The 13,440-nt window shown below is 46.3% G+C and carries 12 protein-coding genes and 1 tRNA gene; 10 read left to right on the top strand and 3 right to left on the bottom strand.

Annotated features, from left to right (window positions below; all coding sequences use genetic code 11):
- Positions 1–26: 26 nt before the first annotated feature.
- Positions 27–1,739 (bottom strand): patatin-like phospholipase family protein, encoded by a 1,713-nt coding sequence (locus NTX76_04840; GenBank protein MCX7338586.1) that lies wholly within the window; start codon positions 1,737–1,739, stop codon positions 27–29.
- Positions 1,740–2,024: 285 nt separating this feature from the next.
- Between NTX76_04840 and NTX76_04835 the strand changes: the two genes are divergently transcribed.
- The gene (locus tag NTX76_04835; protein ID MCX7338585.1) at positions 2,025–3,167 is read left to right on the top strand and encodes a hypothetical protein; all 1,143 of its coding nucleotides are present in this window, start codon (positions 2,025–2,027) and stop codon (positions 3,165–3,167) included.
- An 82-nt stretch (positions 3,168–3,249) separates the two neighbouring features.
- The gene (locus tag NTX76_04830; GenBank protein ID MCX7338584.1) at positions 3,250–4,431 is read left to right on the top strand and encodes an O-antigen ligase family protein; all 1,182 of its coding nucleotides are present in this window, start codon (positions 3,250–3,252) and stop codon (positions 4,429–4,431) included.
- Here NTX76_04830 and dprA read toward each other — a convergent pair.
- A complete protein-coding gene (gene dprA / locus NTX76_04825) occupies positions 4,410–5,513 on the bottom strand; it encodes a DNA-processing protein DprA (GenBank protein ID MCX7338583.1) in 1,104 nt (367 codons plus the stop codon). The genes NTX76_04830 and dprA overlap by 22 nt on opposite strands.
- 85 nt (positions 5,514–5,598) lie before the next feature.
- On the opposite strand from dprA, the gene NTX76_04820 reads away from it, so the two are divergent.
- The 8 genes from NTX76_04820 (at position 5,599) to NTX76_04785 (ending at position 11,793) form a co-directional block, all read left to right on the top strand.
- The gene (locus NTX76_04820) at positions 5,599–6,081 is read left to right on the top strand and encodes a histidine phosphatase family protein (GenBank protein ID MCX7338582.1); all 483 of its coding nucleotides are present in this window, start codon (positions 5,599–5,601) and stop codon (positions 6,079–6,081) included.
- 69 nt (positions 6,082–6,150) lie between these two features.
- On the top strand, positions 6,151–6,507 hold the full coding sequence (locus tag NTX76_04815; GenBank protein ID MCX7338581.1) for a hypothetical protein: 357 nt from the start codon (positions 6,151–6,153) through the stop codon (positions 6,505–6,507).
- Positions 6,507–7,937, top strand: a complete 1,431-nt coding sequence (gltX, locus tag NTX76_04810; GenBank protein MCX7338580.1) for a glutamate--tRNA ligase — start codon at positions 6,507–6,509, stop codon at positions 7,935–7,937. Before NTX76_04815 ends, gltX begins: the two co-directional genes overlap by 1 nt.
- 9 nt (positions 7,938–7,946) lie before the next feature.
- Positions 7,947–8,993 (top strand): tRNA (adenosine(37)-N6)-threonylcarbamoyltransferase complex transferase subunit TsaD, encoded by a 1,047-nt coding sequence (gene tsaD, locus NTX76_04805; protein MCX7338579.1) that lies wholly within the window; start codon positions 7,947–7,949, stop codon positions 8,991–8,993.
- Entirely contained in the window at positions 8,990–10,003 is a 1,014-nt protein-coding gene (locus NTX76_04800) for an NAD(P)-dependent glycerol-3-phosphate dehydrogenase (protein ID MCX7338578.1), read from the top strand. Before tsaD ends, NTX76_04800 begins: the two co-directional genes overlap by 4 nt.
- A 36-nt stretch (positions 10,004–10,039) precedes the next feature.
- Positions 10,040–10,444, top strand: a complete 405-nt coding sequence (locus NTX76_04795; GenBank protein MCX7338577.1) for an EVE domain-containing protein — start codon at positions 10,040–10,042, stop codon at positions 10,442–10,444.
- Complete coding sequence (locus tag NTX76_04790; GenBank protein MCX7338576.1) at positions 10,441–11,646, top strand: O-antigen ligase family protein; 1,206 nt, start codon at positions 10,441–10,443, stop codon at positions 11,644–11,646. The genes NTX76_04795 and NTX76_04790 overlap by 4 nt, the downstream gene beginning before the upstream one ends.
- 57 nt (positions 11,647–11,703) lie before the next feature.
- Positions 11,704–11,793 (top strand) — tRNA-Ser (locus NTX76_04785).
- A 23-nt stretch (positions 11,794–11,816) separates the two neighbouring features.
- Here NTX76_04785 and pabB read toward each other — a convergent pair.
- A complete protein-coding gene (gene pabB, locus NTX76_04780; protein MCX7338575.1) occupies positions 11,817–13,226 on the bottom strand; it encodes an aminodeoxychorismate synthase component I in 1,410 nt (469 codons plus the stop codon).
- Positions 13,227–13,440: the final 214 nt, after the last annotated feature.

Below are 13,440 nucleotides of genomic sequence, written 5' to 3'. Positions count from 1 at the left end.
CTCACCAATAATTTGTGAAAATGGCATTATATTGACCGCATGCCATTAACCAGGGTCCCGCTCCGATCCCGAAGAGTCGGCTCAGTCCTTTGTTCCTTGAGCTGCCGAACCAGCTGATCCATTTGATCGGCAATTATGCTTTCTTCGCAATACTCGTGGACAAGCAATCCTGCACGATCGCCACCCGCTTCGCCTTTAGCCGCATCCGCCTTTAGATGGAATCGATAGTATTGTTGAAAAATTTTACCACCGGGAAGATCTATATTGTGGAGATCGGCTTTAATATATTTTTCTATCGTTTGACTCTGTCCATCAGAAATCACGTCACAACGGGAAAGATCTCCCCCTTTATGGGTGACTGCCATATCCCCATCAAAAAGCGAAAATTTTTCGCCGCTCCCCAGGGAAACAAAAATGTATCGATCTACCGGGTCATAATGTTCACGCACAAGTATTAAAGCGTCAAGAGAGGGATTGATACCAACAATCCCTCCATCCAAAAATGTATACTCATCCTCCTTTTTCTTTTTTAACGACTCAAAATATCCCGAATTGCTATTGGCATCCGGAATACTATAAATTACTGCTGACGGAAAACGGCTTGGGGCTGCAGATGCGGCCCTGACCACATCGCGCATATAAAAATTTTTTGACCGATCAAACGTATTGAATGTAGTTGCTTTATTGCGATTGTCATCATACGCAACAAGCGCAACGTTCGTGTGGGGATCCGCCAATAACGTCGTATCACCATAGAGCTTGAGCAGCATAGCCTCATATGATTCCGCAGGATTTCTTGATGTTCCAAGGCCGCAGAAACTAAAACACGCGGAATCAACTGCAGCATCCTGATGGGCCAAAAGAATCCTTGATAAATCAGCCATAGACGAATGATTCTGAGGATTCCTGTTGGAATTACTGGCTTGCGAATGATTGTGTCCGATGGCGGCGCTTGCTACAGCAATTGCCGAGGCTGATTTTCCGATAATAAGATCAAAATAATCGGACAGCGGCCCCCCTAATTTCTCCTCTAATACGGCAAGGAATGTCGTTGGCATAATACCACTGACACCACCACCGTCAATGCTCAGGATGCGCAAATTTGATGGCGGATTTTGCGAGCCACCAGATTCTGCAATTTTTTCTTCAACTAAACGAGGGGTCGCATTATGCGCATTCTGTGGAGTTGACTGAATGGATATCGCCTGAGGTGTCTTTGATGGGGAGATATTATCCTCACTCGCAAACAAAGTGAGCGTTCCATCCCCTAATCCTTGCAAGATCTCAGCAGCGGACAGGGTAACATCCGTTACATCCACAGCAAGCGAAGGCGGTGATACGATAACCGGCAAAATGTCAGGATTTTCCACAGGAGGGGCGTTTATTTCATTGGCCTGCTGAAACGAATGATGGGGGATTGGAATCGTATGATCGCAAGCGTGAACCATAGATGAAAATAACGATCCATCAATCGTTGCTCTTTGGCGGTATTGAGAAGGAAAAGAAACAGGATGGGACTGAGAAACCGCAGGAAATTGAATTTGTCTAACAGAGCTAGCCCCATAGTTCAAAGAAGAACTTCGAGCACCCCTCAGGGGGGTTACAGCATCCCTCGGGGAGGTTATCACGCCCGACGAAAATTCAGGAACTATTCCGCGCCTAAGAGACTGCGTAATTTGAAGATTTGGGGACATGTTCCCCTGGGCGAAATCAGAGGCATCTGCAGTCTTTGTGTTCATTACACAACAAGATAAACAGGCAATGTTTATTAAATAACTTATATTGCGCATATAAATACCTTTTCTACTGAAAACTCTTCAGTATAGAATGTATGTTGCGTTTATTAATATAGAGTTAATTTATTTTTTTATCCTATGAATTTGTCTTTTTGTATCGGCTATTAATAATCCATTTCCCCGAAATCCCACAGTAATCCATCAAAATTCTGACGCAAAAACATTGACATGACGTGATATTTAGTCTTATCTATTCTTCATTACAAAATTTACATATGGATAAATATAATGAGCCACACAATACGAACTCTTTTTCTTTTGATGGGTATTTCTTTGATTTCAAAGATGATGCCGATTGCTTACGGCGCTAGCACATCAGCAGCAGCCTCTCTAGAGGATGCAGAACACAAAGGAACCTTAAATTCATCCCTCACATCAACAAGCCTTGTCGCCCATGGAGGATCTTTGGATTCTTATTCATCCGAACCCTTGACGATAAGCTCCCTCAATTCGGTTTTTGAAGCAATAGCCGCACGGTCCCTTGGGGAATGTTATGCGGCCCGGGCAGAAATTAATAAACTCAACAATGATATCGCTGGAAAGCAATCAGCACTTGACATCTTGCAATCACAATTCAAAAGAACCTATCAAACAGATGGATCTGCTCGTCTGATTGGTTCGGTGCCAACGGATCAAAGGGGGACCTGCCTTGACCAGCAATGCATAATGAATAAGGCTGCGATGTTCCTGGAAACAGCGCAAACACGACAAAAATTCCTTGAAATAAAACAAGCAGAATCCAACAAGATTCATAATTTTTATTCAGGCGCAGCCAAAAACATTCAAGTGATTAAAAATATTGCCGACACCATCATTCCCTGGCATTTGTTTATGCCAAGCAATCTGCCGGCTCAAATGGCAGCCCAGATGCCTTATATGCATCAGCAGCCTATGTATCAACAACGATTTGTGGACGAATCTTTGGTAAGTTACACCACCGGATTCGAAAAATTAACATCAACATTGTTCTTTGATTTTGTTAATATAGATACAAGACTACCCCAATCAAGCCAAAAAGAAGCAATCAAATCAATCTTAAGAGGTGCCATATGTAGCGAAGATCTAGGGGACACACAAAGGACACTCAATGATTGGTTTAAAAATTTTCCAATTTTCTATGACGGAGCCAACGCGGCCGTTCAGCAGGCTTCCTTACGATTGCATTTAATCAACGCGGACTATGATTCGGCCGCTTCAGAAGAAAACGAAGTGGAACAAGCAAAGAAACTCAGTGACTATCATAGAAAGAACCAGGTGGCTCTTCAGGCTTATAGAAACGCCCAACAGGAGCTTGGTGTACTTCGGGCGGTCAAAGATTGGCTAAAAGAAACTGTTATGAAGCCCCTCACAAGATTGAGTCGCCTTTCCTAGTATAACCTCAATACTTATCCTGGATTGTCGTGGCTATTTTTGCGCCATTGCAATCCAGAAAAAACGCTTATCGGCAAATACAGTGATTGAAATCCTTTTCATTTTATTCTTGTTTTCATCGCAATATAAGAATGCGCACTCTGTTTTTTTATCCCCCGATGTAACGCTTTTGTTAGCTGTAATCTTGATCCCCTATACTGCTATTCTTTACCGGAAAACGACCAAAGGAAAATTTTTCAACCAAAGCACGGTTACCTTTTTGCTTTTTAGCACATGGATCATCCTCAGCACAATTTGGGCGCCATCCTCCTTTTACACAACCAGCAAAGCTCTTTGTTTTTTGGTCTATACGCTACCTGCTTTTTTTATTGGCCATCTGATCACCGGCCGCGATCCAAAGCGGTTGGAACGTTTCCTTTGGATCATTATCCTGTTTTCATTTTTTGTACAGGGGGAAGCCTATCGACTGTCGTTTTTAACGCACGGAAAAATGGGGGATGTGCTGGGAAATAACTATTTGGTTGCAGGGCAGACTATCGGAATTGGATTTTTGTTGCTGATGGTGATGTCTTTTTTTCAGCTGAGACAAGGTCGCCACCCCCTGTATTGGATATTAATGTTCCTGTGTGGGACATTTTGCACCATCCAATTTCATTTGGGTGGACGCGGCCCTGTCCTGGCGGCATTTTTGTCTCTGGTTCTTTTTTATGGCAATGGGGTTGTGGGCCCCGACAGCCCCCTATATCGCCGTCATTTATTTCATTTTCTGGCGATATCAATTGTGACTTACATCCTGTTTAGCTGGCTTTCTCAAACGGAATTATGTCAATTCTGGATCCGCTTTTTACCCGTATTTGACCCGACACACGCTGATGAACCGCTGTCTACACGATTTGACTATTATCGTTCCGCCCTTTTGGCCTTCACCGAACACCCATTTATAGGATTAGGGCTAGGGGGGTGGCCAATCTATCGCAATTTGGGCGATCTGCCATGGCAACATCCCCATAACATTGCACTGGAAGTTTTGGCTGAAACGGGCATTATCGGCGGCATTTTGGGGCTGGCATTTGGGATTTCGGTCTTAAAAACCATCTCATTTGCACCAAAACATCAATCCTCTTTATCGATATCCTGCGTCATTCTGCTTTTCTTTGCCACACTCAATGCCCTAAAATCAGGCGATCTGAACGATAATATCATCCTGTTTACTATGGCAGGAATCATCACTGCTTGGGCCCGTCAACCTGGGGACAGGTCCTGAACCAAAGAAATCATGCTCCCAGAATGCCATTGAATCTGACCATTCATTTCAAGTTCTGTCAAAATACCCAAAAGATGCGGCAGCGGGCAATCGTATTGACTCAGTAAACTCTCAACCGAAATAGGGACAGTTCCAAGGTCCGCCAAAAGCCGAAGCTTAAATTCGTGCGGGGGAATAACCTCCTTTTCCCGGGATAAAAATGCCACCGTTTTTTGTGGGCCTGTTGATCCATCATCCTCGCCCTGGGGCACAACGGTGATCGCATTCAAGACATCCTGGACACTTTCGGTAACAACGGCCCCCTGTTTCAAAAGGTAATTACATCCACGACTACGCGGATCCAATGGTGAACCCGGAACGGCAAATACTTCGGTCCCCTGTTCGGATGCATATTGTGCGGTAATTAATGATCCTGATCCCATTGCAGCCTCTATCACGACAACACCATGGGAAAGGGCCGCAATAATTCGATTCCTTCGTGGAAACAAATAGGCAGCAGGCGGCATTCCAAATGGCATTTCTGAAATAATGATCCCCTGCTTTGAAATCGCCTCATAAAGCTGCTTATGCTCCGGCGGATAAATTTGATCGATCCCGCCGGCCACCACAGCAACAGTCCCCGATGCCAAAGATCCGCGATGTGCATAATCATCAATACCACGGGCCAACCCGGATACAATAACCCAGCCTGCAGCCCCCAAATCCCTAGCGATTTTTTCGCTGAATTGCCGCCCCGATAAAGATGCATTTCGGGCCCCAACGATCGCCAAGGCTGCTTTATTGAGCAGACCCACATCACCGCAAACACTGATCACGGGCGGGCAATCGGGCAGTTTCCTTAAGATTTGGGGAAATTCTTTTTCAAACGCAGCCAACAACCCATAAGACCGTTGAGTGTGTTTTTTATATTCTGCCAGGGCCACATCGTACGGGCAGCAATTGTCCAAAGCCTCAAGGGCATTATTAACGGATCCATGTTTTTTGATGAGCTGCCAAAATTTTAGCGGACCAATGCCTGTCGTTCGGATAAGCTGAAGCCACGCGATTTTGTTCTTTATATCTTTATCATTTAAATCAGACACAATGTCTTGCTTTGAAAAAATTGTTGCTCTAGCATTAAGTGTAATGGGTGATTCGTTAATAAACCTTATACAGGCATCATAATTTATGAAGCGTCTTATTCTTATGCGCCATGCTCAGGCTCAGCTAGAGCAGTTCGGAAAAAACGACAGGGACAGAGCGATCACGATGGCTGGAATGCATGAATTGGAATCCATCCGGTCTCAATTAAAGACGCAACTAGCAGGTGTTGAACTTGTGATGTGCTCAAATGCAAAGCGAACACGACAAACATTAGAGGGGATTCGCCCCCTTCTCCCCAGCACAACAAAAATCGACTATGATGATGATTTGTATCTTGCAAGTTACGAAGCGCTGTGGCAAAAAGTACGCACCATTCCGCAGCAGTATGAAATTGCAATGATCATTGGGCACAATCCAGCAGTTCACCAATTTGCCCAAAATATATCCATGGGCACGAATTTTTATGGTTTTACTACCTGCTCGTTGGTAATTTGTGAGTCAACCCGAAATCATTGGCAACAAATGACACCCCATGCTATAAGATTATCAGAATTCATGAAACCATAGATCTGGCTTGACTTATGTGAATTTAATTCTATATAATCTACAGTAAAGTCAAAAAGGATGGAGTCGTCAATGGACTGGTTTCAAACATTAACAATTATTTTCACACTAGCTGGAATGACGTACGCCTTTCACAGGGATACGAAAGAAAATATCAAGCGCCTTGACGAAGATATGAAAAACAATCGGGTTGAATTTAGGGCCAGCATGGAAAGAATGGATGCCGTTCACCGAGAGGATGTCAGAAGGTCCGAGGACAGATGGGCAGAGCTGGATAGAAGGCTCGATGAAAGACTGGCGAGATCCGAGGAACGCTGGAACAGGTTGGATGAAAAATGGGCAAGGACAGAAGAGAAATGGACAAAAACAGAAGAGAAATGGACGAATTATATTTTAAGTAAAGCCGGATATAAAGAGACCGTTCAATAATGTCCCATCCCATAATCGTACGTTTTGCCCCCTCGCCCACAGGGTATCTGCATATCGGTGGGGCGCGCACAGCCCTGTTCAATTGGTTGTTTGCGCGGCATAATCAGGGTAAGTTTTTTCTGAGGATAGAAGACACCGACCGCGCCCGATCAACACCCGAAGCCGTCGAGGCGATCTTTGATAGCCTTCGGTGGCTTGGTCTGGATTGGGACGATGAACCCGTTTTTCAATTTTCACGGGCGGCACGCCATGCGGAGGTTGCCAATCAATTGCTGGCCGATGGAAAGGCGTATCATTGCTATTGTTCCCCGGCTGAGCTGGACCAAATGCGCGAGGATGCACGGGCCAACGGACTCCCCCCCCGATATAACGGCCATTGGCGTGACCGAAATCCGGCGGATGCCCCCCAGGGTATCGCGCCCGTTGTGCGATTCAAGGCCCCACATGATGGGGAAACGATTTTAAATGACCACGTCCAGGGAATCGTTCGCTTGGATAACAGCCAGCTTGATGACATGGTTCTGTTGCGGGCCGATGGAACGCCAACATATATGCTGTCGGTTGTTGTGGATGATCACGATATGGGGATCACCCATATTATCCGCGGAGATGACCATCTAACCAATACGTTCCGCCAGATGCATCTTTACATGGCATGCGAGTGGATGGTTCCGGAATTTGCCCACATCCCCCTGATTCATGGACCAGATGGCGCCAAATTATCGAAACGTCATGGGGCGCTTGGGGCCGAAACGTATCGTGATATGGGCTTTTTGCCCGAAGCGATGTGTAATTATTTATTACGATTGGGATGGGGTCATGGCGATGCCGAAATTATCAGCATGGAACAAGCAATTGAATGGTTTGACTTGCCAGCAATTGGGCGGTCTGCGGCACGATTTGATCTGGCAAAATTGACAAACCTCAATGCGCACTATATTCGGACCTGTGATAATGCGCGATTGGTGGATTTGTTGGAACCGATCCTGATCAAAGAACATGGAATCTCCTTAACACCTGAACAAAAAAGGGTTCTACTGAATGGAATGAATGGCCTCAAGGAACGGGCAAAAACGTTGCTGGAATTAGCTGACAATAGCTTGGTTTACTTTTGTGTGCTGCCCCGGGACGAAAAAGCGGAAAAATTCAATACAGCCCAAAATCGGGACTTTGTGACTGTTGTTATTCAGAATCTTTTGGGCCTGGATCCTTTTACCCATAATGCCATCGCCGACATGATTAAATCAACGGCAGTGACCCTGGGAATAAAGCTGGGTGATTTGGCACAACCATTGCGGATCGCGCTAACCGGTCGCACCACCTCGCCAAGTTTGTTTGACATGATGGATGTGCTGGGTAAGGGCGAAACAGTTCAACGGTTGAGGGAATTCGCCCAACAAAAAGACTCCATAACCCTGCTTCCTTTCTAAAAAATCCCCATGAAAATTCTTGGCATTGAAACCAGTTGCGATGAAACGGCAGCCGCTGTTGTACAAGGCAGCGCTGCCCCATCGGACCGCATCCTATCAAACGTGATCCTGTCGCAAATCGAGGAACACGAACCCTATGGCGGGGTCGTCCCCGAAATCGCAGCGCGGGCACACCTGAATTATCTACCCAAAATCATTCAACAAGCCTTGACCGAATCGAACATATCGCTTGATCAGATTAATGCCATTGCCGTTACAGGGGGTCCTGGATTAATCGGCGGTGTTTTGGTCGGGATCATGGCAGCCAAAGCAATGGCGATTGCCCTGAACAAACCACTCCTGGCGATTAACCACCTAGAGGGGCACGCCTTAACCATACGTTTGACGCACGACCTACTATTCCCTTATTTATTGTTATTGGCATCGGGCGGTCATTGCCAATTTGTTTTGGTATCCGGACTTGGTCGCTATCATGTTTTGGGACGGACTATCGACGATGCCGCAGGCGAGGCATTTGATAAAATTGCAAAACTGATGGGACTTGATTACCCTGGGGGGCCAGCCCTTGAACAGTGCGCAAAATTGGGCGACCCCAATCGATTCGATTTGCCGCGCCCCCTGTCTGGCCGGGTTGGATGCGATCTATCCTTTTCTGGTCTTAAAACGGCCACACGCTTGTTGATCCAAAAAAGCCAACCCCTTTCCGAACAAATGGCTGCCGATATCTCAGCCTGCTTTCAACACACAGTTGCGGAATCTTTGGCAGAAAAAGCCAATAATGCTATTCAAATGATACCAGCATCTGTAAAATCATTCGTAGTAGCCGGAGGAGTCGCCGCAAATCAAACAATCCGAAATCGGTTACAAACTGTTTGTGATCAACATGGATTGGCATTTTTGGCGCCACCCCTTCGGCTGTGCACAGATAATGCCGCAATGATTGCCTGGGCAGGGTTAGAGCGAATGCGATTAGGATTGGTTGATGATCTGTCGTTTGCGCCGCGCCCGCGATGGCCCTTGTGTGATCTTATGGGAAATGAATTGGATACAAAATGAAAACTAAAAAAATTGCCGTCTTTGGCGCTGGTGCATGGGGAACAGCTTTGGCTGTTGCTATGGCAAGGGGCAAAAATCACGTCACACTGTTTCCAAGCTTCGCCGAAGAATCAAACGAACTGAACGCCGACCGGGAAAATAAAAAATATCTGCCCGATATTGCATTGCCTGAATCGTTGCAGGTTAGCGTGGATTATGCGCTCCTTTCTGATATGGATATTATTTTGTGGGTAGTTCCGGCACAATATTCACGGACCATGGGATTGAAAATCCAAGAATTTATATCCCCACACACCGTCATCGTTATTTGCTCTAAGGGGATTGACTGCACGATCAGCCCCGTTACCAAAGATTCGCTTTTAACATCCGTATTGGGGAAAATTTTCCAAACCAACCCACTGGCCGTTTTATCAGGTCCAAATTTTGCAATCGAAGTGGCAAAGGGTTTGCCCGCTGCTGCAACGTTGGCTTCGTCATCTGTTTGCATTATTGAAGACCTCGCAAAATCCCTTAGGACGCCATCGCTTCGTATTTATACAAGCGACGATCCCATCGGGGTTCAGGTTGGCGGGGCCGTTAAAAATGTCCTGGCCATTGCCAGTGGAATTGTTGTCGCGCGTCAAATGGGCAACAATATAAATGCAGCCTTTATCACGCGAGGCCTTGCCGAAATGCGGCGCCTTGGGGTTGCCCTTGGTGGAAAGAGCGAGACATTTCTGGGGCTTTCGGCCGTCGGTGATTTGATACTGACATGTTCCAGTTTGCAATCGCGGAATATGGCGCTGGGCTTGGCCCTTGGGGACGGGAAATCCCTAAAAGAAATTATGGATTCCCGCCACACGGTAGCAGAGGGTGTCTACACAGCGGAAGCCGTTCACCACCTGGCAGCCCTCAAAAATGTACGCATGCCTATTTGTCAGGCCGTGTATGATATTTTGTATCAGGGCAAGGCCGTAGACGATGCCATACAGTCGCTTTTGCTCAACCAATCTGAATGGGAAAATGACTAGGTTTTTACCACTCAAATGCTTACGAATTAAATACTTATGAATTATTGGCTCATTAAAACGGAACCATCGACATGGTCGTGGGAACAACAAAAAACAAGGCGGACAACCCATTGGGATGGTGTGCGCAATTATCAGGCATCCAATAACCTAAAGGCGATGGAAATTGGCGATTTATGTTTTTTTTACCATTCGATGTATGATAGAAAAGTAGTTGGAATTGTTAAAGTTATTGAAACTTATCATCCGGATCCAACTGATCCTACGGGACGATTTGGCATGGTAGGTATAGAGTATGTTAAAGAATTGGTTAATCCTGTGAGTCTAACACAAATAAAATCCCATCCACAACTGCAGTCCCTTGCCCTTGTGCGGCAGTCTCGTCTTTCGGTTATGCCCATTGATGCAGAATCGTGGGAGATTATATTGGGCATGAGCCGATGATTCAGCGTATTCACCAGCATCGCCTTGCTACGGCCTCGGTCATCGTTTTTTTGTTGTGCCCCATGGCATTTTTTATCCCAAGAAGTGCGATTTGGCTTTTGGCACTGGGGGGAATGGTTGGCCTTTTAACGGGTTCCATTACATCCTCTGATATTAAATCCCCTATTTCCCTTGCGATCTTAGGCCTAATTCTTTGGGGGGGGATAAGCTCCATTTGGTCCTTGGGCTCACTGGAATCCCTGGCGCTTTCATTTAGATTGCTGCTGATTTGGGGTTTTGGTATTGGGTGGTGTTCGCTTCTTAAGGATTATTCTGAAACCGAGCATTCAAAAATTTTGCGCTGGCTTTTTTTAGGAGTCATCACGTCTTTTGTTTTCCTGGGGATTGACTATATTTTGGGAAATCCCTGGCAGAATCTTTGGCAAAAATCATCGGCAAAAGCATTTATCCCCCTTGGGTTAGCGATTTCCCTGTCAGCATGGTTGTGCATCTTGTGGCTTAGATCGGCGGCAAGCATAACATTATTTTTAGGGGCGGCTTTTCTGATCTTTTCCCTTATCGATTGCGATTCCACCAGCGTCGGATTAGTGGTGGGACTTGTTGTTTTTGGTTTATGTTTTTTAATGCCAAAGGTCACCGTAAGATCTGCCCAAATTCTGGCCATCATAACAATCCTGGTCACCCCCTTTGCTGTTCATTCTTTCCTAACCGTCGATCGGATTCATGACATTAACCAAAACATGCGTAGCTATAGCTATGTGCATCGCCTTTATATATGGCAGGCGATTGGTGAAAAGATACAAAATAATTGGATGCTTGGCTATGGATTAGACAGTTCCCGCCACGACCAATTGGGTGGAGCACAAAAAAAATGGCCGATGATTGACCACGCGGACCAAGAAATCATCATCAACTCAAGGGAAATCCCCATACACCCCCACAATGCCCCCCTGCAATGGTGGCTGGAGCTGGGTGTGATTGGGGCGCTCCTTGGAACCCTGCTCATTGTTCGACTGCTGCAAGCGTTGCTACCGTTCAGAGGTATGGCCCTGGCAGTTCCGATGGGGCTCCTTACCACAAGCAGCGTTATTGCCTTTGTGAATTTGGGCTTTTGGCAAACGTGGTGGTTGGCCGTTTTATGGATTCTGGCTGGACTGTTGATGCCCTTGCTGCGACAACCCCCCCACAAAATTAAAAATTAAGCTTGCCGTTTTGTGAAAATTCAGCCACTATAGACACAGTTTTCAAGGACTAAAAATGGATGGGTGGCCGAGCGGTTGAAGGCACCGGTCTTGAAAACCGGCAAGGGGGGAACTCCTTCGTGGGTTCGAATCCCACCCCATCCGCCATCCGCCCCGACGCGCGAAACGCGTCACACCCCACACAGCACCCTGCTCAACGCGGCAGCCTTTGTGATTGTTTCCTCGTATTCAGCCAAGGGATCAGAATCAGCAACAATCCCCCCGCCCGTTTGAAAACAAACATCCCGTCCATTAACAGCAATCGTCCGAATCGCAATATTTGTGTCCATAAATCCATCAAATCCAATATATCCAATCGCCCCACAATAAGGCCCCCGGGCCGTTGGCTCCAGTTCCGCAATAATTTCCATCGCCCTGATTTTTGGGGCACCCGTAATCGACCCCCCGGGAAAAGTTGCGCGCAACAGATCAATCGCATCACAATCTGGCCTTAACGTCCCCGTAACGGTGGAGACAAGATGATGGACCGTTGCATAAGTTTCAATTTCCAACAAAGCTGGCGTTTTAACGGTATGGGGCAAACACACACGGGAAAGGTCGTTCCGCAACAGATCCACAATCATGATATTTTCCGACTGATCTTTTGCGCTGTGACGAAGCACATCCAAGCAATGCTGATCATCTGCCCTGTTTTCCGATGGGTTGGCTGGACGTCGTGCCGTACCCTTGATCGGGCGCGTTTCGATATGCTGGCCCTGCAAGGACAAAAACCGTTCAGGGGAGGATGACAAAATATAAACCGGATCACAATTATAATAAGCAGAAAAAGGCGCTGGATTTAATGCCCGCAAACGGCAATACAGTCGGAATAAATCGCACCCATCCGGTAGCTTGCCTTTTAGGCGTCGCGATAAATTAACCTGAAAAATATCGCCATCATAGATATAATCGATCCCTTTTTGGATGATCTTTTGATAGGATTCTTGCTCAAAATTGCAGGATAGATTGGATAGAACTGGCCCATGATCCAAAACCTTCTTCGGCCTCAAACGACTATGAAGCACCCCTAACCGTTGCTGGGCCCGGGCCAAGCGACGCGCCGGATCCATTTCTGGGTACCCCGTTGAAATAATCCAGGCTTTTTGTTGGATGTGATCAAAGGCCACAACAACATCATAATAGCCCAGCATTAAATCAGGAAAATTCATATCATCGATTTTGGCTTTAGGCAGTTTTTCCAAATGATGACAAAGGTCATAGGAAAAAAATCCCCCAACCCCACCCTGCCACGGTGGCAAATCTGGCAAATGGTCGATCGAAAAGTTTTTCAAGCTTTGCTGGAGGATCGAAAAGGGATCCCCACGCACACCATCGCCCTGAAAGTCGATATCCCCATTTTTACTGCTCAGCGTATAAACGGGGTCTGTTGCAAAAAAACTGTATTGCCCTGTACCCTTTGGCCATTCCAGATCCCCTGCCGGGACAGAATCAAAGAACAACGCCCCCTTGTCATGCGCCAGAGGAGCAAAAAGGTTAACAGGATCACTATAAGGAATTTCAAGAAAAATTGGATGGGTCATGGGGAATTTTTAAAGACTATTTGAGTGTAATGACAAAAGGGCCCAGAATTTTTCTGAGCCCTTTTCCTTAAAACCTAGTTGAGTAGAGGAAGCCAATCACTCAAGCTTCCCCCCTCCTCAGAACCGGACTTGCCCAATTAAGGCATCCGGCTCCCGATTCAATAATGGGCCATAACACCTCTGTCGGTCTTACCCAGAATCGATACCGTCTTAT

It is taken from the genome of Alphaproteobacteria bacterium (assembly GCA_026400645.1).
In the GTDB taxonomy this organism is placed as follows: Bacteria; Pseudomonadota; Alphaproteobacteria; order Paracaedibacterales; family CAIULA01; genus JAPLOP01.
This window is presented reverse-complemented; position numbering and strand designations above follow the sequence as displayed.